This is a genomic window from Gemmatimonadota bacterium, from assembly GCA_009838645.1.
Taxonomy (GTDB): domain Bacteria; phylum JAAXHH01; class JAAXHH01; order JAAXHH01; family JAAXHH01; genus JAAXHH01.
Genome location: VXRC01000049.1, coordinates 38,709 through 61,887, shown reverse-complemented (window position 1 = coordinate 61,887; position 23,179 = coordinate 38,709). Strand labels below are relative to the sequence as shown.

The following is a 23,179-nucleotide window of genomic DNA, read 5'->3' as shown; positions in this document are numbered from 1 at the left end:
CTTCGTGTGAGAACGGGAGTGAGAGTGAGGGAGACCTGCCAGACAGTTCAACCATAAATCAGTCCAGTTCGAACAGCCGCTGCCAGGCCTCGTGCCCGGTGGCGACCTTCTCGGGATGCGACCGGCTGCGGGCGATAAATCCCGGGACATCGTCCCTTCCCGTGGGCTTTCGCCAGTCGCTGTACCGGATATCCAGGCTCCATCGTATGTGATCCGAGTAATTCGGCGCGGAACGGTGCACCGTGGTGTGCTGTAGCAGGAGCACGCCGCCCCTGGGAATGGGACAGGATACCCGCTCGCCGGCGGGCAAGGCGCCGGGAACGATGTTCTCGGGTGAATCCTCGAACGGGAGCCGTTCGCTGCGGTGACTGCCGCGGATGGCCTCCAGACAGCCGTTATGTTCGTCCGTATCCACCAGCGGCAGCCAGAAATTGACCATGAAGGTCTGCATCACGTCCGGATCCAGGAACCCGATGTCCTGGTGCCAGTCCACGACGGAAGTCCTGTCCGGAAGCTTGGCCCGGGAGTTGAACTGGGGGTGGACGAGGATCTCCGAACCGATGAGGGATTCGACCACGTCCAGGATCTCGGGCAGGGTCATGACGAGAAACATGCCCGCGGTCTTCCGTTTTCCCAGCACGGCTTCGAGCAATTCCCCGCACTGGCCGTCCATGGCCTCATGGATCCGGTAAAGTCTCCGTTCGAAGGGTTCGTCCGCAAACCGTTCCGGCAGCCTCCCTTCCGCGTGGTACCGCTCCGCCCATGCATCGACGACCTCGTTCAATTCCGCGATCAAGGGATCGAGCGAAGCGGGGTCGAACAGCCCTTCGATGGGCAGGAAGCCGTCTTCGAGATACCGGTTTTTCTGGTGGTCGGTCAGACCGCTCGCCATGGCGCAAATCCTTCAGGTGGCTGGACTGGGTTAATTTCATTGGGGTTAAGTCCATTGATGCGAGAAAACGATATGATTATACTTTTCAAATGTCAACAACTAGGGTGCAGAAGGGAATCAGGACTGCGACGTCCGAATGGAACCGATTCCGGAGGTTTTCCATGGCTTTCGACCTGGTGCTGTCGGGCGCGACGATTGTCGATCCCTCCCAACAGAAGAACGGAAGAGGCGACGTAGGGATCACTAACGGCAGAATCGCCGCGATTTCCGATCGCATTGAAGACGGCGCGCGTACGACCATCGACGTATCGGGCAAGTTTCTAACGCCCGGCTGGATCGACCTGCACGCCCATGTTTACGCCGGCGCCACGACCTTCGGTATCAAGGCCGACGCCCTATGTCTGGCCACCGGCGTAACGACCATCGTAGATGCCGGGAGCCCGGGATGGACGAACCTGCGCGGCTTTCTCGAGTACATCATCGAACCGTCCCGGACCGAAGTGCTCACCTTCGTTCATATCAGCAGCATCGGGCTGCTGAATTCCATGCGCGGCGAGATGGAGGACATCAAGAACGCCGATCCCGAACACACGGCCCGGGTCATTTCCATGTGGCCGGAACACTGCGTGGGCGTCAAGGTCCGTCAGGGGGCCTTCCAGGTGGGAAGCCACGGCGTGGAACCGCTCCGTCGGGCCATCGAAGCGGCCGAAATGGTGGACACCCGGGTCATGGTCCATATTGACAAGGGTGTCGCTCTGCCGGATATTCTGGAGTTGCTTCGTCCCGGCGATATAGTGACCCACTGCTACCAGGGAAAGGGAGATCATATCCTCGGCGACGAAGACCGGGTGATTCCGGAAGTATACGAAGCAAGAAAGCGCGGCGTGTTTTTCGACCTGGGCCACGGCGCCGGGAGTTTTCACTACGGGATCGCGAAACGGGCGGTCGAACTGGGTTTCCTGTCCGACGTGATCAGCACGGACCTTCACGTCTACAGCCTGAAGTCCCCAGTACACAGCCTGCCCGAAACCGCGTCGAAACTGCTGAACATGGGGCTGGATTTCGAGGAGATCGTGCGACAGACGACCATCAATCCCGCACGTGTGCTGGACCGATCGGATGAAATCGGAACATTGAAGGAGGGAAGCGTTGCCGACATCGCCGTTTTTAGCGTCGAAGAGGGGCATTTTATCTTTACCGACGCCCACGGAAGGGAGGAAACCGGCGGCAGCATGATCACGCCGCACCTTACCGTGCGGGCCGGCCAGGTGTATTATCCGGAGGACGTTAAAGAAGACGTCGCGGAGACGGAGCGCCGGGCCCAGGAAATGGTGGATATCACCGGGGTGCCCTACGGGGCCATCCGGGACATCAGCAAGGTGAGGTGAACTTCAAATCTGTGGGTATCTCATCAACGATGTCCGTAGTTTTAATTACGTCGTATTGATTTAATACGATTAGTACTATAATAATTAGTTATATATTTATTAATAATGTTACGTTCAATATCAGATCGAACTCGGATGCGACAGATGAAAAAGTAAATCCGGATGGAAAGGACGGAAAGAAGGGCAAAAGGACTGAAGAAGGAAATAGAAGAGCCGAAAGCGCGGAAAAGTGAAAGCAGGGATCGTTCGGTGATAAATCGATAGTACGTTTCGTATTAAAGAATAATGGAGGACCGGACCTGACCAAAAAACGCACTGGATGAAAGAAGACTGAATGAAAAGAAGGATGAAACCAGAATTCGGCCCGATGAAACCATTCCCGAAACCTTTGTCCGACCCAGTGACCCATCTCGAGGGAGGCAACCGGCTATGACCCCGGAAATTACCAAAATCGAAACCGTTGTTTTTCAATACACCGTCGATAACATGGGCGTGGACTATAATGGATTCAACCTGGTGTACGAGCAAGGCGCCACGCGCAAACTCGGCGGTGGCCTGTTACGGATACACACCAACCTGGGAATCGTCGGCGAGTACCTGGGCGGTCCCTCGCCGTCGGGACCGGCGGTCCAGTACCTGCTGGGCAGCAATCCTTTCGAACGGGAGAAGACCTACAATGATCTGAAGCGCGGGCTGCGGCACACCGACCGCACCCAGATCGGCGCGGTGGATGTGGCGCTTTGGGACTTCGCAGGCAAGTACTACAACGCGCCCGTCTACCAGTTGCTGGGCGGTTACAGGACTTCCCTTCCGGCTTACGCGAGCACGTACCACGGCGACGAAAACGGCGGACTGCACACGCCCGAGGCCTTCGCGGACTTCGCCGAACAGTGCCGGGACCTGGGATACCGCGCCTTCAAGATCCACGGCTGGGGCAACGCCCCCATCGAGCGCGAGGTCGCCAACGTGAAAGTCACGGGAAAGCGCGTGGGAGATGGCATGGACCTCATGATCGATCCCGCCTGCGAATACAATACCTGGGCGGACGCGCTCAAGGTAGGACGAGCCTGCGACGAAGCCGGATTCTTCTGGTTGGAGGATCCCTACAAGGACGGCGGCGTGTCCATATTCGGCCACAAGAAGCTGCGGGAACACATCACCACGCCGATCCTGCAGACCGAGCATATCTTCGGCCTGGAGCAGCACGTCGATTTCGTCGTGAACGGGGGAACGGACTTCGTGCGGTCCGGGGTCTACGAGGACGGCGGCATCACCGGCGTAATGAAGATCGCCCACGCGGCCGAGGGACTCGGGCTGGACATGGAGCTCCACGGCGGCGGCCTCGCCCACCGCCATATCATGGCATCCGTCCGGAACAGCAACTACTACGAACTGGGGCTCGTACATCCCGGGATTAAGAAGACCAAGCCGCACGTTTACGCGCCCGAATTCACCGATGAGCTCGAGAACATCGATGAACACGGATGCGTTCCCGTCCCCCAGGGTCCGGGTCTGGGCGCCGAGATCGATCGGGACTACATCGAGGCGCATCGGGTGAATACGATCGTGCACGAGGCGTAGGCGGACAGGAGGAGTGATCGCGCCCGCGTCCACGCGCCCGCGTCTACGCAACCGCTTCTACGCGCTTGCCAGCATTTCCCGTACCCGCTTGACGACCTGTTTCTCGTCGCGGGTCATTTTCTCCAACTCGTACATATCGTCCGAGAGTTTCTCGCGGTGCTCCTCCAGCGGATACAGGTGGGGCAGATCGAAGAACCAACTGAAGACGTACCGCTGGAAGATGTTCAGGCGGGGATAGTCCCGGGTCCACGGACTGGCGTTGTGCAACAGGCGGGTGGAAAAGACGATCACGTCTCCCGCCTTCATGGGGATCGTGATCGAAGTCGGAGGGTCGTGCTCGACGGGTAGACCTTCCGGCTCGGGAATCGTGGACTTATGGCTGCCCGGCACCAGGCAGAATCCCGTGCCTGGAGGAACGTCGGCCAGGGCGACCCATGTGGCCAGGTGGCTGCAGTAGATCTCGCCGTCCGCCACCTGGAAATCGTTGTTCGGATTGCGGAATCCGTGGGTGACCTTGACTCCGTCGTCATCCCGATGAAAGCGCAGTTCTTCCGGACCCTTGACCATGTGGGTGAACACGCAGTGCATCAGACGGGGACAACCCCAGGTCAACCCGGCTACCACGCGGATGATCTCCGGGTTCATGTTGAGCCGCTGGAACACCTCGTGGCCGTAGTGGATGTGGCCGATGTGGGTCTTGTTCGGCTCCTGGCGTCCCCGCTTGAGTGGAGCGGGAATGTCCTTTTCGTCCGCGGCCAGCCAGCCGTCCAGGACCGGACGCATCTCGGACAGGTCGGCGTCCGGAACGACGCCAGGCAGCAGCAGGTAGCCCTGCAGCTCGAAATGCCACTTCTCTTCCGGTGTCAGGAAAGGCACCGGGGTCTGTGTCGTCATAGCCGTTCCAGTCTCCACACGTCCGACGCCATGTGACTGCCTGCGACGACCCAGAGCGCATCGCGGTACACGAAGACACTGGCCGCGTGCCGGGCCGGCCAGGGCGTATCCAGTACTTCGAACCAGACTGCGCCGTCGGACGAGTACCAGACGTCATTCAGGTTAACGCCGTTCCAGCCCGCCAACACCCACATCCGGTCGTCGAACACGGCGGTCCCATGATACTGCCGGGGTGTCCAGGGCGCGTTACGGTTGTGGCACGCCCAGAGAACGCCGTCGGAGGTACTCCACACATCATTGTGAAACGTCCGATCAGGCGTGTCCGGGGTTTCGTACGTACCGCCGCCGAGGACCCAGAAACGACCTCGATGCACGACGCTTCCGCCGACCATGCCGCGGGGTAACCACCGGGGCTTGTTCGGCTCGAGCCTTGACCAGTCCTTCCCGTCCTCCGAAACCCACACGTCATCGTAGAAACGGTCCTTCCCACCGGCGAAGCCGGGTATGGTCTGTCCGCCCCATACCCAGAGTCTGCCCATCCAGGCCACCGCGCCGTGCAGCACGCGGGGCGCCCAGGGGGCTTCTTCGAGCACGCAGTGCCAGTCCCGGCCGTTGGCCGACGACCAGACATCGCCCTGGTGATACCCCTGGTTGGCGTCGCCGCCGATCAGCCACATGCTGCCGTCGTGCACGGCGTATCCGCCCGTGTGCCTGCCCGCCCAGTCCCGCTTCGTATCGAAGGATTCGTCGAGGTAGGTGTTGGGTTTTACTTGCGACCAGTCCCGCCCGTCGGTGGACCGCCAGACATCATTGCTGCAGACCCTGGGGTAATGCAGCTTGTCGCGCGGATTCCAGCCGCCGATCAACCACATGGCGTCGTCGAAAACCAATGCGCCGGCCCCGTCGCGTGGTGCGAAGGGGGCACGGGCAGTCACCTGCGTCCAATGATAGTCCAAATCAGGCGCCCGGTATCCCGTCCAAATCCTTGCTGCACTGCTCCAACACGCCCATCAGGTTAAAATCGCCGCCCCATGGCACGAGACTGGCGCCCAGGCCGCGGTAGTGGGCGACCAGTTCGGGGTTGCCCGCCGTGATGCCCCAGGCCTTGCCGTTCCGTTCGGCCGCGTCCGATACCCGGGAAATGGCATCGTCCAGCGTCCAGTTGACATTGGGGTCGGTCTCCAGGCGGTGCGTCAGGTCGGCGGGACCGATGAAGACCACGTCTATGCCCTCCACGGCCGCGATGGCGTCCACGTTGCGCAGCCCTTCCACGGTCTCGATCTGACCGACGATGAAGGTCTCCCGGTTGGCGTCCTCGAAATAGGTCGTGCCCTCTTTCCACACCTCGATACCGAAATCACCATCGAGGCCGGCGCCGTCGATGCCCCGGTTGCCCAGGGGAGGGAACTTCGTGCAGTCGACGACGTGGCGCGCGACGTCCGCAGTCGACATGAAAGGGATCATGAAGCCCGTGGCGCCGTCTTCCAGGTACCGGTACAGCCGGGTCCTTTCCAGGGTCGGCGGGCGCACCATGCAGTCGATGTCGTGCTGCTTGCACATGGCCAGAATGGACTGGACCTCCCGGGCATCCATCGCCCTGTGTTCCAGGTCGAACCAGAGGCCGTCGTATTTGAAGTGGGCTGCATAGCGAATGTAGAAGGGCAGATAGTGGCCGAGACCGGCCATCCGGACGAAACCGGAGGAGCGTAGCTTGGAGAGGACCTTGCTCTTGCGCATGCCGGATCCTTTCGGGGGAAACATCAGGAAATGGAGTCAGGATCGAAAAGCGACCGTCTGGCAGTGAATCAGTGCGGAGATTATCCACGCACCAAGGCGCGGTGTCAAGGCCTATTGGCTCTGGGATCATCCCACACGCCATCCGATACTGCGCATCGGTGCGGCCTGTCGGCCTCCATTGGATTATATTGTAGACTACTGAACATTTATGTATCATGGACTAAGTTTCGCACATCGGATGGCATGGGTACCTGGGACCAGCCAACCAGCATCCGGGAAACTGGATCGCAGGAGCATTCGAAGGAGCATCAGAAGGCCCGTTACAGAAGGCACATTACAGGAGGCACATTACAGGAGGCATCTCGATGATTCAGCACCTTTCGACCGCGGCAATCGGCGCACCCATTACCAGACTGGGCGTTTCGTTTTTTCCCGTCTACCTGCCGTCGAACCATCCTCCGGAGATAACGACCGGAACCTCCTCCGGGATCGTTGTTCGGGAGCTTGAAGACGCGGCAGTAGGATCCCTGCTGGCCGTCAACCCGACCGACACGCCGATTCTGATCATTGACGGAGAGCACTTTCTGGGAGGCAAGCAGAACCGCGCCGTAAACGCCTCCGTACTGGTTCCGGCACGAGCTGAACGAACCATGCCCGTATCGTGTCTGGAGCAAGGGCGGTGGGGACAGGCCCAGTCGTACGAGCGCGATGAGGTGAATGCCTCTCCGCGGATTCGCAGGGTGATCCAGGAGGGCGTGTACGACTCGATTCAACGGGAGCAAACCCACGCCAGCGACCAGGGGAGGGTCTGGTCCGAGATCGCGGATGAACTACAATCCCATCAGGCACAATCCAGCACATCGGCCGCGATGGAAAGTCATCGGCAGATCTTTCGTCGCGACAAGGAACGGGCCGCGGCGGCCCGGGAACTCAGCAAGCTTGGACCGTTGCCGGGGCAGTGCGGGATCGCGGTATCCCAGGGTCGGTGGATTACGGCCGTGGAGATCTTCGGCGCACGGCATCTGCTGGCGGAACACTGGAGCGCGCTCATCAAATCCCACCTGATGGAGCATCCCGTCCATACCGGTCCTCCATCGGCCGATATAGCGCTGTGGGTGATTCGTCGCTTTGCATCCATGGACTCCCAGGAGGCTCCCGGTGTCGGCCTCGGTACCGATTTACGTCTCCGCGACAAGAAGCGAATCGGCCGGGCGTTGAAGTACGAGGAATCTCTGGTGCACGGCAGCTTTTGGATGCGGCAGGCCAAGGCGGCGTGACCCAGGGATCAACTGAGTTAAAGGACAAACTGCTTGCCGTTTATCGATATTCGATATAACTTCGAGTATGATCAGGACGTATCGATGCAGGGACACGGAGAAACTTGCGGCGGGATACCGTGTGCGTAGATTTGTCGCAATTGAACGAGTTGCCCAGCGTAAACTTGCCCAGTTGGATGCTGCCGCGACAATTTGTTTTCTGAAGGTTCCGCCGGGTAATCGTCTTGAAGCCCTAACGGGTGACCGTCAAGGACAGTATAGTATACGGATCAATGATCAGTGGCGTCTGTGTTTCAGATTCGATAAAGGTAACGCTTATGATGTGGAGATTGTTGATTACCACTGAAAGGAAAGACCTTCCATGGCTCAATTGAATCCCGTGCATCCCGGTGAAGTATTGAAAAACGACTTCATGGAACCCTTTGGATTGTCTTCTAACGCTTTGGCGAAGGCCGTCGGCGTAACGCCAGCCAGAATAAACGAGATTGTACGCGGCCGCCGGGGGATTTCGGCTGAAACCGCTTTGCGACTCGCCAAGTACTTCAATACAGACGCGCAGAGTTGGATGAACCTGCAGGTTCAATACGAGCTGGCACAAGCGAAACGTACGGCAGCTTCAGCTTTGCGAGCCATCAGGCCACATAAAGTTGTGTGACTGTCACGACCGGAGTAGCTCATTCAGTGTTTAAATCGATGCGGCTGTGGATTACGAGACGTTCATAGTCACACATTCAGGGAACCCGGAGACCATCCAGATAAATGACTTCGTTATCCATCACCACCCCGATGCCACCACCGGCCTGGGCACTCCTGCAAAAGGAGTCCATGAAGGCACAGGCCCGCGCCTGCGAATACTTCTACAGTCGTTACTTCGACGAGCAGGGCTACATGCGCTGCGTGCCGCGCTGGGGCGGCGACGACGGGCCCGATGATGCCATCGAGAACCTGACCGGCTGGCCGGTCCTCTACATGATGGGCGGACCGGAGGAACTGCTGGCCATGAGCAACCTCGCGCAGGATGGACACATCAAGCAGTACACCGAGGCGAAGACGGTCGACGTACCCTTCTGCCGGGACGGGATGTACTACAAGGAGTTCCCGGTGATGTTCGACTGGCTGCACAACGGCGAGAGCATGTCGGTCTTCGGTGACCTGGGTCTCTGCGACCCGGACGCCGAGGAATTCGAACGCCGGGTGCGCCTGTGGTCCGGGTTCTACATGGATGAGGATCCCGGTGCGCGGAACTACGACCCGGAACACCGGATCATCCGCAGCCTGTTCAACGGCAGCCGCGGGCCCATGCTACGCAAGGCCACGGCCCTGGACTGGACGGGCGATCCCATCGAGGAGGGGCGCTTCGTCCTGGCCCACGGCGAACGCAACTACCAGGAGATGCTCGCCCATTTCAAGGATTACACCGACGTGATCGGCGACCATCCCTCCAACATGCTCGCGACGGGACTGGCCTTCAATGCCTTTGCGCTGACGGGCGAGGGCAAGTACCGGGACTGGATCCTGGAATACGTGGACGCCTGGGTGGAACGTATACGGGCCAATGGCGGCATCATCCCCACCAATATCGGGCTGGACGGCACCATCGGCGGCGCCTGTGACGGAAAGTGGTACGGCGGGTGTTACGGTTGGGGATTCACGACCGTCGCCCCGCAGGACGGCCGGACCGTGCACCGCGACACGATCCACCTGGGCCTGTCGGGCTTCAGTCACGCGCTGCTGCTGACCGGTGACCGGTCCTATGCGGCGCCATGGAGCGAGATGATCGATCTGATTAACGAGAACGGGCGGGAAGAAGACGGCCGGATGGTGTACCCCAACAAGTATGGGGACGACGGCTGGTACAACTTTACCCCCGGACCCTATAACGTCGGTGCGATGGAGACCTGGTACTGGTCGATGACCAAGGAAGCGCGGGCGCGCTGTGCCGATGACGCTTGGGTGCGGTACGTGGCCGGTGATAACCCCGCATATCCGGAAGAGGCATTGCAGGCCGACCTGGCGTCGGTCCGGCAGAAGGTGGAGTCGGTCCGCACCGACCCCTTGACGCCGGACACGCGCCTGTCCGACAACACCAACGGTTTCAACCCCGCGATGCCGAGCGCACTGTTTCAGCTGACCATGGGCGGTCCAGCCCCGAAGCGGGCCCAGGCGGTCCACTGCATGTTCCGGTACTTCGATCCCGGAAGGCGCAGACCCGGGCTGCCGGAAGACGTTGCGGCGCTGGTCGACACGGTCGCCGATACGAGGTCGGCGGTAACGCTGGTCAACCTCAACCCGGTAGATCCTGCGGATATCATCATCCAGGGCGGCGCCTACCGGGAACACGCATTGAAATCGGTTTCGGTGGAAAGCAAGGCCGCGGAAGCGGACGGACGGACCGTGGAAGTGGCCGGCGACTATCTCAGACTGCGGCTCGCGCCCGGCTCCGGGGCCCGCCTCGAGATCTCCATGGAACGATTTGCGAACCAGCCGACGTTAGCGTTTCCGTGGGGATGAATGGATGGACCAACGTTACGTCGAATTCATGTCGAAGCGTGATTCAGTGTCGTCAGAATTTCCGCGAATTCGATCAGATTTGGTATTGACGAATGCTAAGATTAAGTTGATATTTTATAAACAGCAGGTTCTGTACGTCTGTAAAGAAAACCAATGAGGTAGTCACTTCGTGAATCTTAGACGGCACCGTTTCGACATACCAGAAGACAGGAAAATCGAACGCGATCCAAACGGGCGATTCTACCTATATGACAGCACCGGCCAACGGAAAATGTTGGTCCGGGACGAGGCACGCGAATACCTGAAACAAAGTGTGTACATTGACCGTCAGCGGGAAGACTCGTTCACCCATGTTTCTGTTGGCGAACAGTGGATTGGCCATAGGAAGTTTTTTGAGTTTGGCAAGGATTTCGTCAGGATAGGACGCAACGAACTGGCGCGCGACTGGAAGGGAGCATTCGGCCTTCAGTTGCCTGAATCTCATCGATCAACGGCCTACAATTTCCTTCATGGCATTGAACTCGGCCTCAAGGCGTACATGCTCTTCAAGGACGAGAGATTGTTACCGATAGATCTCAAAGATAAAGAGCACTTTGGACATAACCTTCAGACACTACTCATAAACGCCTGGGAGTACGATCTTGAAATCGAACGTTGCGTCGTTATTCCATATGGTGACAAGCCGGAGAACGAGGAAGGTTCATTGGATTCGATGCTGGAAAACAACTGGCTGGAAGGGATATTCGGAGAAGCCTCAAGCGAAGACGAGCGAAGGTTCGATATAGCGATCGGCACAAACTTCAGGCGGTATGCCGTAAAGGGAACTGAGTACCCTATTTCCAACATTGAAGGTCAAGAATACTACTATCTCGCGAGCATTGCAGGAATGGCATACACGCTGTTTAACAAGATCAGAAGCGCGGACGGATTCTTCGACAAAAAAAGGCGGGAACGCCACGGTCAATTAGATACCTGGCTTCAGGAACTCCATACCCAGCGGAAAAACTTCATTCTCTCCGAGGATGAGGTCGTCGAGAAACTGGCAAAACTGGACGATTTCTTTCACAGTTGTGGCGATCTTCCTGGTCCCGAAAAGGAACCCGATTGGGAGGAGCAACGTGAAATCATCGAACAGTCGAAAGGACGCGGGATCACGAATACATGATCTTTGTCGACACCAACGTATTCATGTATGCGGTTGGAAAGGAGCATTCCCTTCAAGCGCAGGCAACGGAGTTCTTACGCACGTCCGTCCTCAATCGAGATCAACTATGCACTTCCGCTGAAGTAATGCAGGAATTACTGCACGTATATCTCACCGAGAATCGCCTTTCGACATTCGAGGCAGCGGTTAGACTTATAGCAGATTTGGAAATAGAAGTTTGGCCATTAGAGGAGGAAGACGTAAAACTCGCCGGCCATATGCACGAACGGTTTCCAATGCTTCAGGCACGGGATCTATGCCACTGGGCAAGTTGCCAACGTCGAGGTATCGGCGATGTTAAAACCTTCGACAGTGTGTTTAACTCAATCCTGGATTCGAAGAAGATCTGAAGTTGTAACCGTCCTCCCCCTCACTCCATCACCCTGTACGGGCTGTTCCCCACCCCCGGCCAGATCCTCACCACGCCCAGGGTCGCCCGGACGCCGATCCAGACTCCGGTCATCAACCAGATCCAGTCCAGGGCGTGCGGACCGGCGAGCAATCCGGCCGCACCCGTGCCGGTGGCGAGGACCACGGCGTTCCTCAGGTACCGGTAGTCCCCCGAGCCCCAGTGCAGCCCGTCGGTGGCGAAGGCCAGGGCGTTCACCGGCTGTACGACGACGGCGATGATCCAGGCCGAATGGAAATAGGCGACTGCGGTCGCGGGTACGAGCAGATCAATGATGACCCCGCTCCCCAGCCACAGGACGAGGCCCAGCAGGCAACCCGACCACACGCTCCAGTGGCACACGATGCGAGCTACCTTCCGGGCGCTTCGGATCCGGTCGCCGCCGAGGAAGTAGGCCACCAGGCTCTGTCCCGTGACGGCGAGGGCGTCCAGCACGAAGGTGCCGAACATCCAGACCTGCCTGATCGCCTGGTGGGCGGCCCCGATGTCGGCGCCTCCGTGCGTGGCCTCCCGGGTCGTCAGGAGGAGAAACAGGTTCAATACGCCGGTGCGTATGAAGAGATCGGCGCCGACGCGCATCAGCCGGCGGACCGCGCCGAGATTTACCTGGAAGGACCAGCCCAGCTTCCGCCTGACGATCCAGATCGACCAGACCGCGCCGATCCAGTACGCGACGACGCTGGCTACCGCCGCGCCGGCGATTCCCAGGGCGGGTACGGGGCCCGCGCCGAAAATGAGGATCGGATCGAGCACAATGTTTATGCCGTTGATGCCGAGGGCGATCCAGAGCGGCGAGCGCATATCCTGGAGGCCCCGCAGGGCACCGCAGGCCGTCAGCGTGATCAGGATGGCGGGGGCGCCGAGCCAGCGCCAGAAGATGTAGTCCACGGCCCCATCGTGGATCGCACCCGACGCGCCGAGCAGCGTGGCGAGGTACGAGGTGAGTGGAACGCCGAGGACGATGATCAGCAGCCCGAAGACGGTGCTCATGATGATGCCCAGGCTGCTCATGGAAACAGACCGGGCCCGGTCGTTGTCGCCTTCGGCCTGGGCGACTTCGGTCTGGGTGCTGATCCCGAGGAAGTTGAAGATCCAGAAGAGTCCGGAAAGCGACACGGCGCCGACCCCGAGGGCGGCCAGCGACTCCGCGCCCAGCCGCTTGATGAAGGCGGTGTCCACGAGCCCGGTAAGCGGTTCCGCGATGAGCGAGAGCAGTACGGGGAAGGAAAGCCGTACAAGCGTGGCATGGGGCCTGGTCGTAAAAGGATGGTCGGACGAGGTGCCCGCGGGCTTTGAATCGCGCATATTCACCTGAGCGGCGTGCTGAATCGGCGTGCTGAATCGGCGTGCTGAATCGGCGTACTTTAGCGGCGTACTCAGGCGGCGAAACGGTCCACCGCGAGTAGATCGAGATCAAGGTCGATGTCGTTTTCGGCCCGTCCGCCGGCTACGATCTGACGGACCACCTTCCCGGTCACCGGACCGAGGGATACCCCGATCATGGCGTGGCCGGCCGCCACGACCAGGTTGCGGACGTCCGGGACCCGGCCCAGAAAGGGCAGTCCGTCTGGCGTGCAGGGACGCAGCCCGCACCAGGTCTCCAGGATCTCATGGGAGTCGATATCGAAAGACGGCAGATATCTGGGTACGGCGTTCAGAATGGCGGAAACGCGCCGGTGGTTTATGGAATGATCCATGCCGGCCAGCTCCAGGGTGCCTCCGATACGCAGCGTGTCGCCCATGGGCGTAACGGCCACCCGGGACTCCGACAGCATGAAGGGCATTTCCGGCCAGCCGGACGGCCGCCTCAGGGTAACGCTGTAACCCTTTGCCGGCTGGATGGGCAACGGAACTCCGGCGAGTTGACCGAGTGCGGCGGACCAGGAACCCGCCGTGAGCACCACCTCTCCCGCCGCGATATCACCCCTGGTCGTGTGGGTAACCGCGATGCGTCCTTTTTCATTCGTGAAACCCTTAACTTCCGCCTGGGTAAGCACCGTCACGCCGAGCCGCTCTACGTGGTCCGCCAATGACCGCACAAACTTGACCGGCGTCAAATGGGCGTCCTGCCTGAAGTGCAGGCCGCCCAACGCATTCAGCTCCAGCCCCGGTAGCGCCTCGGCCAGTCCGTCCGGGGAAAGCGTGTCGATCTCCAGTCCGTAGGAAGCGAGGAGATGCCGTTCCTCCTCCCCTTCCTCCACACCCTCCCGCGTACGATACACGGCCAACACGCCCCGCTGATGATAGTCGAAATCCACCCCGTCCAGACCATTTAACTCATCGAAAAGCGAAAGGCTGCGCAGGCTCATGTCCCGGATCAGTGGAATGGCCGTGCGCATGCGGTCTTCACTGCTTGCCTTCCAGAAGGCCCATAGCCATCGGATCAGCGACGGATCCAGCCGCGGCTTGATGTAAAAGGGGCTGTCCGGCTTGAACATCCACTTCAGGCCCTGGGACACGACGCCCGGCGCCGCGAGCGGCACGCTGTGGCTGGGTACGACCAGGCCCATGTTGCCGTGGGAAGCGCCGGACCCGATCTCCCCGCGGTCCACCAGGGTGACCTCGTACCCCGCATCACGCAGGTAGTACGCGGCGCATATCCCCACCGCGCCGCCTCCGATGATCAGTACGTCGGTCTTGTTCATAGGGGAAACGGGGGCAAGGTGGCGGACGGCCTGGGAGAATCAGTCGCGCGCGATGTACATTTCCGTAAAGTTCACGGTCTGTATCGATATGATCGGCACCACGCGGCCTTCACGGTCCTGCTTGACGCCCCGGAGATAGGGTTTTCGCAACTCCGTGATCACCGGATGGAAGAGAAAGACGGCGCCCGCCTCCTCCGCCATGATGCGCTCGGCCCGGGCATACAGGTCGTAACGGACCGCGGGATCCATATGAGTATTGGCCCGGTCGAGCAGGTCGTCGAACTCCGCTTGCAGCCAGTCGTGGCGGGCATAGCCCCTGGGCTGGGACCGCCAGAGGAGACCGAGCATGTTGGATGGGTCGGGGTAGTCGTAGACGAAGACCAGCATGCCCATGGGGATCTGCCACTGGAACAGGTTCTCGTTGAAGACGTTGCGCTGCTGGTACCTGATTTCCAGTTCGATGCCCAGCGTCTCGCGGAGCATTGCCTGCACCGCTTCGCCCGCGATTCGGTTGATGCCCGTGTCGGCCACCCGCAGCCATAGTTCCGTGCGGGGGAAGCCCCGGCCTTCCGGATAGCCGGCTTCCGCCATCAGCCGCCGGGCTTCGTCGGGATCGAATGACTGGAACGCCTTGAACTGCTCCGCCGAATACCCCGGGAAGCCGGGCGGGAGCATGGAGTACGCCGGGATGGCGAGGTCGTTGAGGACGGTCGTGCTGAGCGTAGACCGGTCGATCGCACGGGCGATGGCCTGCCTTACCCGGGCGTCGTCGAAGGGCGGCTGCCGGGTCTGAAAGAACAGGTACCACGTGGTGAACTCCGGCATCCGGTGAATCTCCTGCGCGAGCCTTTCGTCCTGACGCACCCGTTCGTAGTCGATGGGGTCCAGCCGGTAGGCGTCTATTTCACCGTTCTCATAGGGCAGGGTGCCCGGACGCTGCGCGCCGATGAACTTGACAATGATCTCCTCGAGCAGCGCCTTGTGCGGACCGTTGTAGTTCGGATCCAGCGTGAACTTCATGTCGGAACCCGTGTTCCACTCCGCCAGCCGGTAGGTGAAGTTTGACACGCAGTGTTCCGGTTCCGTCCATTCCGCGCCGAAACGCTCCACCTGCCACCGCGGCACGGGCGACGACGTGATGAAGGAAACGATATAGGGCAGGTAGGGGCAGGGTCCCTCGGTCTCGATCTGGAAGGTCAGCTCGTCCACCGCGCGGATGCCCACCTGCTCCACGTCCGTCAGTTCACCCTGGTTGAAGGCCCGCCCGTTCCTGATCACGTAGTAGAGAAAGGCGTAGATGTTCCCGCTGGCCGGATCCAGCATGCGGCGGAAGGAATATTCGAAGTCGTGGGCCGTTACGTCCCGGCCATCGCTCCACCGCGCGCCTTCCCGTAGATGGAAGGTCCATGTCCGGCCGTCCTCTGAAGACTCCCAACGGTCCGCCGCGGCAGGCACCAGCTCGTTGTTCTCGTCCAGCAGCACCAGCCGCTCGAAGGCGAAGTACGTGCCGTCGGCTTCGTAGGCCGCCACGCTGATGTCCAGCGTGGAAGGCTCGCGGAACATGTATCGGAACCGTTGCTGTTCCGGCGGGGCCGCGTCGTCCGGCAGCTGGCGGCCTATGGAATTGAACCTGGTCTGGCTGTCGGTCCGGGAGCCGTTTTCGTCGCCGGCGCAGCCGCTCAGGCACAGGATCGCCAAGGCCAGCAGCATGCAGCCGTGAAGCGCCCGCGGCAAGGGTTCTCGACGCTGCACGGGCAGCATGAGTCCGTGACGCCTCGTGTTTCGGATGTGTGTGTCCATTGCGGGAACCTCGTCTTAAACGTCAATACTTCTTCAACGTCAACACGTCTTCGGCAGGTGGTCCGTATAGAATCGCACCCAGTTCCGGTACATGATCTTCTCGATATCCTCCCGGGCGTAGCCCCGGTCTTCAAGCATGGGGGCCAGCAACTGGTAATCCGCGATGGAGTCGACTTCGCAAGGCGCGCCGTCTATGCCGCCCTGCCCGTCGGTATCGCCGCCGATCGCCGCATGGCCGGCATTGCCGGCAAGCTGGCACACGTGATCGATATGATCGGCCACGTGGTTCAGCGTTATGTCCTCGCGCCGGTAGTGGTCCCGGCGGTTGAATCCCCCGGTGTTCGCCCAGTCGAGGGTATACCACGGACAGAGCATCCAGGTATCCATGGACGCGCCGATGACGCCGCCCCGTTCGATGACGATCCGGAGTTGCTCGTCGGAGAATTGGCGCTGGCCGGGCACGAGGGCGCGGCAGTTCTGATGGCTGGCCAGCACCGGTCCCTCATACCGATCCACGGCCTCGAAGAAACTCTCGTCCGAGATGTGAGTGAGGTCGAGCAACATGCCGCAGTCGGACATCTCCCGCAGCAGGTCTCCCGCAGGCGCGAACAGGCCGCCCACCGAACCCGTGCCATGGGCGTAGGTGCTCGGGCCGTAGTGGGTCAGGCTTACCACGCGGACGCCGTATTCGAACCATTCGTGTACCTGGTCCGGCCGGAGGATGGGATCGGCGCCTTCCATGCCGAGGATGAATCCCACGGGCAGGCTGCGGGTATCCTCCGCCTTCTCCCATACTTCCACATGGCCGGCCAGGGCTTCCCCGTGCGTGAGTACGACGCCTTCCCCCTGTTCCGCCAGCATATGGTAGTAGGCCACCTGGCCGCGGGCCGCCCCATACACCGCCGCGCTCCCGCGGAGACCGGACAGTATGCTGTTCTCCCGTTTCCGACGTACGCAGAACTTCATGAGCGCAGCCGCCACCCGGCCCCGCCGCATCTCGGGCAGGCACGCGAAGGCTATGTTGCCCGAGTCTCCATCAGCCGCACGTACATCGTCCAGCGGAAGCGTAAGGTCCCTGTTGAGCTCCACGCCGCCGTATGCCATGGGATAGTCGCCGTCGAAGATGAGCATGGGAAAACGATACCGGGCGGTCCGTGGAGTGTCAATACAAATCACCCCGGAATTCCGTTTTGATTCGTGCCAGCCGCCTGTCCTTGCGCTTGCTTCGTCAAGGACGTATAATAGGCGTTCGTGAAACTTGTTTCGCAGTCATTACGTCTTACCTGATAGGCGTTTACGTTCAGGGCGAACATACCCACAGAGCTACGGATACTTTACCCTAATGCGCGCATGTGTGCTGGTTGAACCGGGAAGGATCGAAACCCGCGACGATGTCGATTTGCCGGTCGCGGGACCGACCGACGTGGTCGTGCGGGTGGAATCCGCCCTGACCTGCGGGACCGATCTCAAGGCATACCGGCGGGGCCATCACCTCATGCCGCCGCCGACCCTGTTCGGCCACGAGTTCTCGGGGGTGGTTTTCGACAAAGGGAATAAGGTGGACCGATACGCCATCGGGCAGCCCGTCATGTCGGTACATACGGCGCCCTGTGGAAAGTGCGTCTACTGCGGCAGATCGCTTCAGAACCTTTGCCCGCACCTGACGAAGACGATGGCACTGGGCGCATACGCCGAGTACCTTAGGGTTCCCGGTACGGTGGTCGACGTGAACATGTACCCCAAGCCCGATGAACTGGACTATCGCGAGGCCGCCATGCTGGAACCCCTGTCCTGCGTGACCTATGGTATCAGCCAGGCGCTGGCGACGTGTCCGGAAACCGCGGTCGTGATCGGCGCCGGTGCTATCGGGTTGCTGCATGTCATGGTGCTGAAGGAAATGGGGGTCGGCCAGGTCATCGTTACGGGGCGACACGCATACCGGCTTGAAACGGCGAAGGCGGTGGGGGCGGACCTCGTCATCGACAGCGACGACGAGCGCGCCACGGAAGCCGTGTTGGACGCCACCGGGGGCCACGGTTCGCCCACCGTATTCGAATGCACGGGATTACCCGCGGTCTGGGAAGAAGCCGTAACCATGGTCAGCAGGGGCGGATGCGTCATCCTCTTCGGTGGATGCCCGGCAGGCACGAAGGTCACGTACGATACGGCCCGGCTTCACTACGACCAGATCACGCTCAAGGGTATCTTTCATTTCACGCCCGAGGCGGTCCGGAGCGCCTACGATCTGCTCGCGGAAGGGCGGCTCGACGTTACGCCCCTGATTACGGGAGACCGCACGCTGGAGGAAGTGCCGGAGACCTTCAGGACCTTCCGCGGCAAGGATACGCTGAAGTACGCGATCATACCCTGATCCCGGCGGGGGTACCGTCCATGAAAGCCGCTAAAGTCTACGATATCGACGATATCCGGATCGAGGAGATGGACACGCCTGCCATCACGGCGCGTGACGCCCTGGTGAAGATGCGCAGTTGCGGGATCTGCAGTGGGGACGTCACACCCTGGTACATCCGGCGAAAGGCGCCCATCGTCATCGGGCACGAGCCGACCGGAGTCGTGGAGGCCGTGGGCGACGAGGTCGAAGGGCTCTCCGTGGGGGACCGCGTATTCATTCACCACCACGCGCCCTGTTTCCGGTGCCGCCACTGCCGTCGCGGCAACTTCACCATGTGCGCCACCTGGAAGAAAACGCAGCTCGACCCGGGAGGCGCGGCCGAATACGTGCGGGTCCCAGAGATCAACCTCCGCTACGACACCCTGGTCCTGCCCGAATCGGTTTCCTTCGACGACGGCGCGCTGATCGAGCCCGTAGCCTGCTCGGTCAAGGCGGTGGAACGCGCCCGTGTCCGCCCGGGGGACATCGTGCTCGTCATCGGACTGGGCTTCATGGGCGTCCTGAACGGTATCGTTGCCCGGCACTACGGCGCCAGGACGGTTATCGGGACCGACCGGGTGCCCTACCGGCTGAACAAGGCGCTCGAACTCGGCATGGACCACGTGGTGGACGTGCGGGAGCACGTAACGGCGGAGGCGGTACGCGAACTTACGGGTGGCGTGATGGCCGACACGGTGATCGTCGGTCCCGGCAGCATCGCGGCGATGGAGACCGGACTGGCCTGCGTGGGCAAGGGCGGGATCGTGCTCCTCTTCATGTCCTCGCCAGAGGAGGATGTGCTTGCCTTCCGGCCCTATGACCTGTACTTTAATGACGTATCGATCGTATGCAGTTATTCCTGCGGGCCTCACGATACCCGCATGGCGCTGGACCTTATCGAGGCCGGTGTGGTAACTTCCGACCAGGTCGTTACACACCGCTTTCCTTTATCTGAGACTCGGCGGGGCATGGAGGTCACCGCCGCCGCACAGGATTCCCTGAAAGTGTTGATTCACATCAACGCGTGAGCATCACGTCAACGCGTATTCCGGCCGGTTGGGCCCATCCGGCCAGTCCGGTCAGTCCGGCCAGTCGAGCCGGTCCACCAAGTAGAAGGAGGAGTAGAAATGTCTGAGTATGATATCCGGGAGCAACTTCCCGGCAGCAATATCCCGTATCTGAAAATCGCCATCGGTATCGTCGTGCTGCTGGTGCTGTACAATTCTTACGCGGTGATCGGCGCCGGCGAACGCGGGGTGGTATTCAGCAAGGTTGGCGGCATACAGGACCGGATCCTCGACGAAGGAATCAGATTCAAGACGCCCTTTATCGAGGACGTGATTCCCGTCGACGTGAAGATCAAGAAGGCGGAGACCGCCGCCACGGCTTCTACCAAGGACCTGCAGACGGTTTCGTCCACGATCGCGTTGAACTACCATGTAGATCCTGGTCGGGTGAACACGGTCTACCAGGAAATCGGCATATTCTACAAGGAACGCGTCATCGATCCCGCTGTCCAGGAAGCCGTCAAGGCGGTGTCCGCACAGTACACCGCGGAGGAATTGATTACGCGCCGCGCGGACGTCAAGGATGAGATCAAGGCCTCCCTCACGCAACGACTCCTGAACTTCAACATGATCGTGGACGAGTTCAACATAGTCGACTTTGCTTTTTCCAACAACTTCAACACGGCGATCGAAGCCAAGCAGATGGCCGAGCAGCAGGCCCTGAAGGCCCAGCGCGACCTGGAGCGAATTCGCATTGAAGCCGAGCAGAAAATAGCATCCGCCCAGGCTGAGGCCGAGTCCCAACGGTTGCAGCGCGCCACGATCACGCCGACCCTGCTTCAACTCCGTGCGATCGAGAAATGGGACGGCCATTTTCCCCAGGTCATCGGACAGGCCATGCCCTTCATCGATCTGAAGACGCTGGGTCCCCAGACCAGGTAGGGTGCCCGTGCCGTCGTTCGGAAACGGCGCAGTCGACATACCCCGCAAGCGACAAGGAGACAGGAGCCTTACATGATCGGTTTGAACAGTCCGGAATTCACGCGAGCCGTCACCTCGCAGTGGGACGGCGAACGGGGTCCGGACGGGCGCCCCGTCGTGCCCGACGGCATTCTGAAACGGATGGAGAAGGTAACCATCGAGGAAGCATGGGGCGTCATCGGAGGAAAGGGATACAACTACCAGTTCGCGGGGGACTGGCAGATCCTCCATCCCGATCGTACCCTCGTCGGCCGCGCGGTGACCGGGGTCTACGTGCCCACCCGGCCCGACCTGGAAACGGCGGTCCAGGCCGACGGCGCGGAACATGGCTGCATAGGCGGCCAGAACTCCTGGGTAATCGATACGCTCGAACCCAAAGACGTGATCGTCATCGACCTCTTCGGAAAGGTCAAGTTCGGGACCTTCGCCGGCGATAATCTCGGAAATTCCATCTATGCCAAGACCGGAACGGGCATGGTCATCGACGGAGGAATCCGGGACCTGCAAAGGCTCTACGAAATCCCCATGGTCTCCTACATCCGCGGGGTCGATCCCACGGCCATCGCCGACGTAACCCTCCTCGGCATCAACGTGCCGGTCCGGATCGGGCTCGAGGCCACCTGCGTACCCGGGGACGTCGTGCTCGGCACGCGGGAAGGGGTCATCTTCATACCGCCGCACCTGGCGGAACAGGTCGTCATCGAATCGGAAGAAACCAGGATGCGGGACGCCTGGGGCCACCAGCAGCTTCGCGAAGGCACCTACACGCCCGGCGAGATCGACCGTGAATGGACCCCCGAAATGACGGCCGAATTCGAGGTCTGGCGGCAACAGCAGACCGCGGACGCTCCGTAGCGAAGCCTTTGCGAAGCGCCATCGTTACGCCTGCAACGTTGCGCTGGAAAGCTTGAATCACGGACATCAGATCCCCAAACGATCCGCAGCATTTTCAGCATTTGCGCCTGACGGACATTTTGTGTTTGGCAACGATGGACGGTGATCGTATACTCGTTTAGAACGGTTCGTACTAATTCTTTCCATATTACGCAAACTGCCCGATGGCCAGACCCTATTCCCCCACCCTGCTCGGATACGTACTGCTGGGACTGCTGAACCAGCTTCCCCGGTCGGGCTACGACGTCCGCCTGGAGATGGAATCGACGCCCATGGCCCACTTCAGCAGCAGCCCAGGTTCGATCTACCCGGCGCTCCAGCTGCTGAAGAAGAACGGTTTTATCGACAGCGAGGTCATCCACCGCTCCCGGCTGAAGCCGAGGGAAGTGTTCCACCTGACCGAGAAGGGCAAAAAGGCCTTAAGCGCGTGGTTGCACAAGCGGCTCGCCGTATCCGATCTGAGGGACAACCTCTCCGAGTTGATGCTCAGGTTTCGGTTCATGGAAGACATCGCAAGCGACCAGGAAACGCTGCGATTCCTCCAGGATTTCAGGCGCAAGGCCAGGACCTACGCCAGCATCCTCAAATCACAGACCAGGACGCAGGCCGAAAGCTCTCGCCATTTCGCCCTTTCACTGCAACGGGAAATCTCCATGGTCCAGATGCATATCGAATGGGCGGACCAGGCCATGACGGCTTTCGAATCTGCAAAGCCGAACGGGTCGTAATGCGGCCCGGAACCCGGAAAGGCAAACGAGAAAATGCGACCGAACAAACTCAGGAGCATCCTGAACGAGGGCCGTCCTTCCCTGGCTACCCACATCCATACAGTCTGGCCCTCCGTGGTCGAACTCGTGGGGCACACCGGCCGGTACGACTACGTCGAATTCGTGGGTGAATACGGACCCTACGACCTCCATGATCTGGACAACCTGGGCCGCGCCGCCGAACTGCACGACCTCGGACTGATGATCAAGGTCGACCAGGAACCGCGGGGTTTCCTCGCGCAGCGGGCCATCGGTTCCGGATTCCAGAGCGTGCTCTTCGCCGACTGCCGGACCCCGGACGAGTTCCGCGCCTGCGTGGACATCGTACGCCCGGATACGCCGGAATCCCGGGGTACCTACGGCGTTGCGACGCGGCGGTTCTCCTACATGGGATACGGCGGCGGACAGGACTACGTGGACGCCCTGGACGAGATCGTCGTGGCGGTCATGATCGAAAAGGGACCCGCGGTGGACCACCTCGACGAGATCCTTGCAATCGACGGGATCGACATGATCCAGTGGGGACCGGCCGACTATTCCGTGAACGTGGGCAAGATCGGCCAGCGAGAAGCGGTCAAATCCGTCGAGCGCGTGGTCATCGACAAGTCCCTGGCCGCGGGCCGGAACCCCCGCGCGGAAATCAACACCGCGGACGAGGCCCGGTACTACCTCGATCTCGGCGTGCGCCACTTCTGCATCGGCACGGACGTGCACGTGCTGCACGGCTACTGGCGGCGCGAAGGCGACGATATGCGCAAGGCGCTGGACGGGTCGTAGATCCGGCCGAGACCCTGCAGATC

22 protein-coding genes are annotated in these 23,179 nt (G+C 60.6%); 14 read left to right on the top strand and 8 right to left on the bottom strand.

The genetic code is table 11. The features are described from left to right. Positions 1 to 58 precede the first annotated feature (58 nt). Positions 59 to 892 (bottom strand): phytanoyl-CoA dioxygenase family protein, encoded by an 834-nt coding sequence (locus F4Y38_14175; protein MXY50428.1) that lies wholly within the window; start codon positions 890 to 892, stop codon positions 59 to 61. Between F4Y38_14175 and F4Y38_14170 the strand changes: the two genes are divergently transcribed. Both F4Y38_14170 and F4Y38_14165 read left to right on the top strand, forming a co-directional pair. Then, positions 763 to 2,280, top strand: a complete 1,518-nt coding sequence (locus F4Y38_14170; protein MXY50427.1) for an amidohydrolase/deacetylase family metallohydrolase — start codon at positions 763 to 765, stop codon at positions 2,278 to 2,280. The two genes, F4Y38_14175 and F4Y38_14170, sit on opposite strands and share 130 nt — an antisense overlap. Positions 2,281 to 2,709: 429 nt before the next feature. Further along, positions 2,710 to 3,861 carry a mandelate racemase gene (locus tag F4Y38_14165; GenBank protein MXY50426.1) on the top strand — a complete coding sequence of 384 codons (1,152 nt, stop codon included), beginning with the start codon at positions 2,710 to 2,712 and terminating at the stop codon, positions 3,859 to 3,861. A gap of 57 nt (positions 3,862 to 3,918) precedes the next feature. Here F4Y38_14165 and F4Y38_14160 read toward each other — a convergent pair whose 3' ends face one another. Genes F4Y38_14160 through F4Y38_14150 form a run of 3 tightly spaced genes read right to left on the bottom strand, consistent with a single transcriptional unit; the run spans position 3,919 to position 6,492 of the window. Further along, positions 3,919 to 4,755, bottom strand: a complete 837-nt coding sequence (locus F4Y38_14160) for a phytanoyl-CoA dioxygenase family protein (GenBank protein ID MXY50425.1) — start codon at positions 4,753 to 4,755, stop codon at positions 3,919 to 3,921. After that, on the bottom strand, positions 4,752 to 5,690 hold the full coding sequence (locus F4Y38_14155; GenBank protein ID MXY50424.1) for a hypothetical protein: 939 nt from the start codon (positions 5,688 to 5,690) through the stop codon (positions 4,752 to 4,754). Before F4Y38_14155 ends, F4Y38_14160 begins: the two co-directional genes overlap by 4 nt. Positions 5,691 to 5,712: 22 nt before the next feature. Next, positions 5,713 to 6,492 (bottom strand): 4-hydroxy-2-oxovalerate aldolase, encoded by a 780-nt coding sequence (locus F4Y38_14150; GenBank protein ID MXY50423.1) that lies wholly within the window; start codon positions 6,490 to 6,492, stop codon positions 5,713 to 5,715. A 365-nt stretch (positions 6,493 to 6,857) separates the two neighbouring features. On the opposite strand from F4Y38_14150, the gene F4Y38_14145 reads away from it, so the two are divergent. From F4Y38_14145 to F4Y38_14120, 6 genes are all read left to right on the top strand, one after another. After that, the gene (locus tag F4Y38_14145; protein ID MXY50422.1) at positions 6,858 to 7,769 is read left to right on the top strand and encodes a hypothetical protein; all 912 of its coding nucleotides are present in this window, start codon (positions 6,858 to 6,860) and stop codon (positions 7,767 to 7,769) included. 67 nt (positions 7,770 to 7,836) lie between these two features. Beyond that, positions 7,837 to 8,115 carry an excinuclease ABC subunit A gene (locus F4Y38_14140; protein ID MXY50421.1) on the top strand — a complete coding sequence of 93 codons (279 nt, stop codon included), beginning with the start codon at positions 7,837 to 7,839 and terminating at the stop codon, positions 8,113 to 8,115. A gap of 15 nt (positions 8,116 to 8,130) precedes the next feature. Next, the gene (locus tag F4Y38_14135) at positions 8,131 to 8,424 is read left to right on the top strand and encodes a HigA family addiction module antidote protein (GenBank protein MXY50420.1); all 294 of its coding nucleotides are present in this window, start codon (positions 8,131 to 8,133) and stop codon (positions 8,422 to 8,424) included. Between the two features lie 104 nt (positions 8,425 to 8,528). Beyond that, positions 8,529 to 10,280, top strand: coding sequence for a hypothetical protein (locus F4Y38_14130; GenBank protein MXY50419.1), 1,752 nt, complete (start codon positions 8,529 to 8,531; stop codon positions 10,278 to 10,280). A 169-nt stretch (positions 10,281 to 10,449) separates the two neighbouring features. Then, the gene (locus tag F4Y38_14125) at positions 10,450 to 11,445 is read left to right on the top strand and encodes a hypothetical protein (protein ID MXY50418.1); all 996 of its coding nucleotides are present in this window, start codon (positions 10,450 to 10,452) and stop codon (positions 11,443 to 11,445) included. Then, the gene (locus F4Y38_14120; protein ID MXY50417.1) at positions 11,442 to 11,834 is read left to right on the top strand and encodes a type II toxin-antitoxin system VapC family toxin; all 393 of its coding nucleotides are present in this window, start codon (positions 11,442 to 11,444) and stop codon (positions 11,832 to 11,834) included. Before F4Y38_14125 ends, F4Y38_14120 begins: the two co-directional genes overlap by 4 nt. A 20-nt stretch (positions 11,835 to 11,854) precedes the next feature. Here F4Y38_14120 and F4Y38_14115 read toward each other — a convergent pair whose 3' ends face one another. The 4 genes from F4Y38_14115 to F4Y38_14100 all read right to left on the bottom strand — a co-directional run bounded on the left by F4Y38_14115 (position 11,855) and on the right by F4Y38_14100 (position 17,469). Beyond that, positions 11,855 to 13,198 carry an MATE family efflux transporter gene (locus F4Y38_14115; GenBank protein MXY50416.1) on the bottom strand — a complete coding sequence of 448 codons (1,344 nt, stop codon included), beginning with the start codon at positions 13,196 to 13,198 and terminating at the stop codon, positions 11,855 to 11,857. A gap of 71 nt (positions 13,199 to 13,269) precedes the next feature. Continuing rightward, positions 13,270 to 14,538 carry an FAD-dependent oxidoreductase gene (locus F4Y38_14110; protein MXY50415.1) on the bottom strand — a complete coding sequence of 423 codons (1,269 nt, stop codon included), beginning with the start codon at positions 14,536 to 14,538 and terminating at the stop codon, positions 13,270 to 13,272. Positions 14,539 to 14,577: 39 nt separating this feature from the next. Beyond that, the gene (locus tag F4Y38_14105; GenBank protein ID MXY50414.1) at positions 14,578 to 16,338 is read right to left on the bottom strand and encodes a peptide ABC transporter substrate-binding protein; all 1,761 of its coding nucleotides are present in this window, start codon (positions 16,336 to 16,338) and stop codon (positions 14,578 to 14,580) included. Positions 16,339 to 16,377: 39 nt separating this feature from the next. After that, a complete protein-coding gene (locus tag F4Y38_14100; GenBank protein MXY50413.1) occupies positions 16,378 to 17,469 on the bottom strand; it encodes a peptidase M19 in 1,092 nt (363 codons plus the stop codon). Positions 17,470 to 17,680: 211 nt separating this feature from the next. Between F4Y38_14100 and F4Y38_14095 the strand changes: the two genes are divergently transcribed. From F4Y38_14095 to F4Y38_14070, 6 genes are all read left to right on the top strand, one after another. Then, positions 17,681 to 18,709, top strand: coding sequence for a zinc-binding dehydrogenase (locus tag F4Y38_14095; protein ID MXY50412.1), 1,029 nt, complete (start codon positions 17,681 to 17,683; stop codon positions 18,707 to 18,709). A gap of 20 nt (positions 18,710 to 18,729) precedes the next feature. Beyond that, positions 18,730 to 19,758: an alcohol dehydrogenase catalytic domain-containing protein gene (locus tag F4Y38_14090; GenBank protein MXY50411.1), complete on the top strand. Its 1,029-nt coding sequence runs from the start codon at positions 18,730 to 18,732 to the stop codon at positions 19,756 to 19,758. Between the two features lie 99 nt (positions 19,759 to 19,857). Next, a complete protein-coding gene (locus tag F4Y38_14085) occupies positions 19,858 to 20,679 on the top strand; it encodes a prohibitin family protein (GenBank protein MXY50410.1) in 822 nt (273 codons plus the stop codon). Between the two features lie 72 nt (positions 20,680 to 20,751). Continuing rightward, positions 20,752 to 21,573, top strand: coding sequence for an RraA family protein (locus F4Y38_14080; GenBank protein MXY50409.1), 822 nt, complete (start codon positions 20,752 to 20,754; stop codon positions 21,571 to 21,573). A gap of 203 nt (positions 21,574 to 21,776) precedes the next feature. Next, positions 21,777 to 22,340, top strand: a complete 564-nt coding sequence (locus F4Y38_14075) for a PadR family transcriptional regulator (protein ID MXY50408.1) — start codon at positions 21,777 to 21,779, stop codon at positions 22,338 to 22,340. Between the two features lie 33 nt (positions 22,341 to 22,373). After that, positions 22,374 to 23,156: a 2,4-dihydroxyhept-2-ene-1,7-dioic acid aldolase gene (locus F4Y38_14070; protein ID MXY50407.1), complete on the top strand. Its 783-nt coding sequence runs from the start codon at positions 22,374 to 22,376 to the stop codon at positions 23,154 to 23,156. Positions 23,157 to 23,179: the final 23 nt, after the last annotated feature.

What these genes read in the sequence shown, in the direction of transcription:
- F4Y38_14170 (MXY50427.1), top strand. Translation starts at nt 763, where the DNA reads ATGCATCGACGACCTCGTTCAATTCCGCGATCAAGGGATCGAGCGAAG.
- F4Y38_14175 (MXY50428.1), bottom strand. Translation starts at nt 892, where the DNA reads ATGGCGAGCGGTCTGACCGACCACCAGAAAAACCGGTATCTCGAAGAC.
- F4Y38_14165 (MXY50426.1), top strand. Translation starts at nt 2,710, where the DNA reads ATGACCCCGGAAATTACCAAAATCGAAACCGTTGTTTTTCAATACACC.
- F4Y38_14160 (MXY50425.1), bottom strand. Translation starts at nt 4,755, where the DNA reads ATGACGACACAGACCCCGGTGCCTTTCCTGACACCGGAAGAGAAGTGG.
- F4Y38_14150 (MXY50423.1), bottom strand. Translation starts at nt 6,492, where the DNA reads ATGCGCAAGAGCAAGGTCCTCTCCAAGCTACGCTCCTCCGGTTTCGTC.
- F4Y38_14145 (MXY50422.1), top strand. Translation starts at nt 6,858, where the DNA reads ATGATTCAGCACCTTTCGACCGCGGCAATCGGCGCACCCATTACCAGA.
- F4Y38_14140 (MXY50421.1), top strand. Translation starts at nt 7,837, where the DNA reads ATGATCAGGACGTATCGATGCAGGGACACGGAGAAACTTGCGGCGGGA.
- F4Y38_14135 (MXY50420.1), top strand. Translation starts at nt 8,131, where the DNA reads ATGGCTCAATTGAATCCCGTGCATCCCGGTGAAGTATTGAAAAACGAC.
- F4Y38_14130 (MXY50419.1), top strand. Translation starts at nt 8,529, where the DNA reads ATGACTTCGTTATCCATCACCACCCCGATGCCACCACCGGCCTGGGCA.
- F4Y38_14120 (MXY50417.1), top strand. Translation starts at nt 11,442, where the DNA reads ATGATCTTTGTCGACACCAACGTATTCATGTATGCGGTTGGAAAGGAG.
- F4Y38_14115 (MXY50416.1), bottom strand. Translation starts at nt 13,198, where the DNA reads ATGCGCGATTCAAAGCCCGCGGGCACCTCGTCCGACCATCCTTTTACG.
- F4Y38_14110 (MXY50415.1), bottom strand. Translation starts at nt 14,538, where the DNA reads ATGAACAAGACCGACGTACTGATCATCGGAGGCGGCGCGGTGGGGATA.
- F4Y38_14105 (MXY50414.1), bottom strand. Translation starts at nt 16,338, where the DNA reads ATGGACACACACATCCGAAACACGAGGCGTCACGGACTCATGCTGCCC.
- F4Y38_14100 (MXY50413.1), bottom strand. Translation starts at nt 17,469, where the DNA reads ATGCTCATCTTCGACGGCGACTATCCCATGGCATACGGCGGCGTGGAG.
- F4Y38_14095 (MXY50412.1), top strand. Translation starts at nt 17,681, where the DNA reads ATGCGCGCATGTGTGCTGGTTGAACCGGGAAGGATCGAAACCCGCGAC.
- F4Y38_14090 (MXY50411.1), top strand. Translation starts at nt 18,730, where the DNA reads ATGAAAGCCGCTAAAGTCTACGATATCGACGATATCCGGATCGAGGAG.
- F4Y38_14085 (MXY50410.1), top strand. Translation starts at nt 19,858, where the DNA reads ATGTCTGAGTATGATATCCGGGAGCAACTTCCCGGCAGCAATATCCCG.
- F4Y38_14080 (MXY50409.1), top strand. Translation starts at nt 20,752, where the DNA reads ATGATCGGTTTGAACAGTCCGGAATTCACGCGAGCCGTCACCTCGCAG.
- F4Y38_14075 (MXY50408.1), top strand. Translation starts at nt 21,777, where the DNA reads ATGGCCAGACCCTATTCCCCCACCCTGCTCGGATACGTACTGCTGGGA.
- F4Y38_14070 (MXY50407.1), top strand. Translation starts at nt 22,374, where the DNA reads ATGCGACCGAACAAACTCAGGAGCATCCTGAACGAGGGCCGTCCTTCC.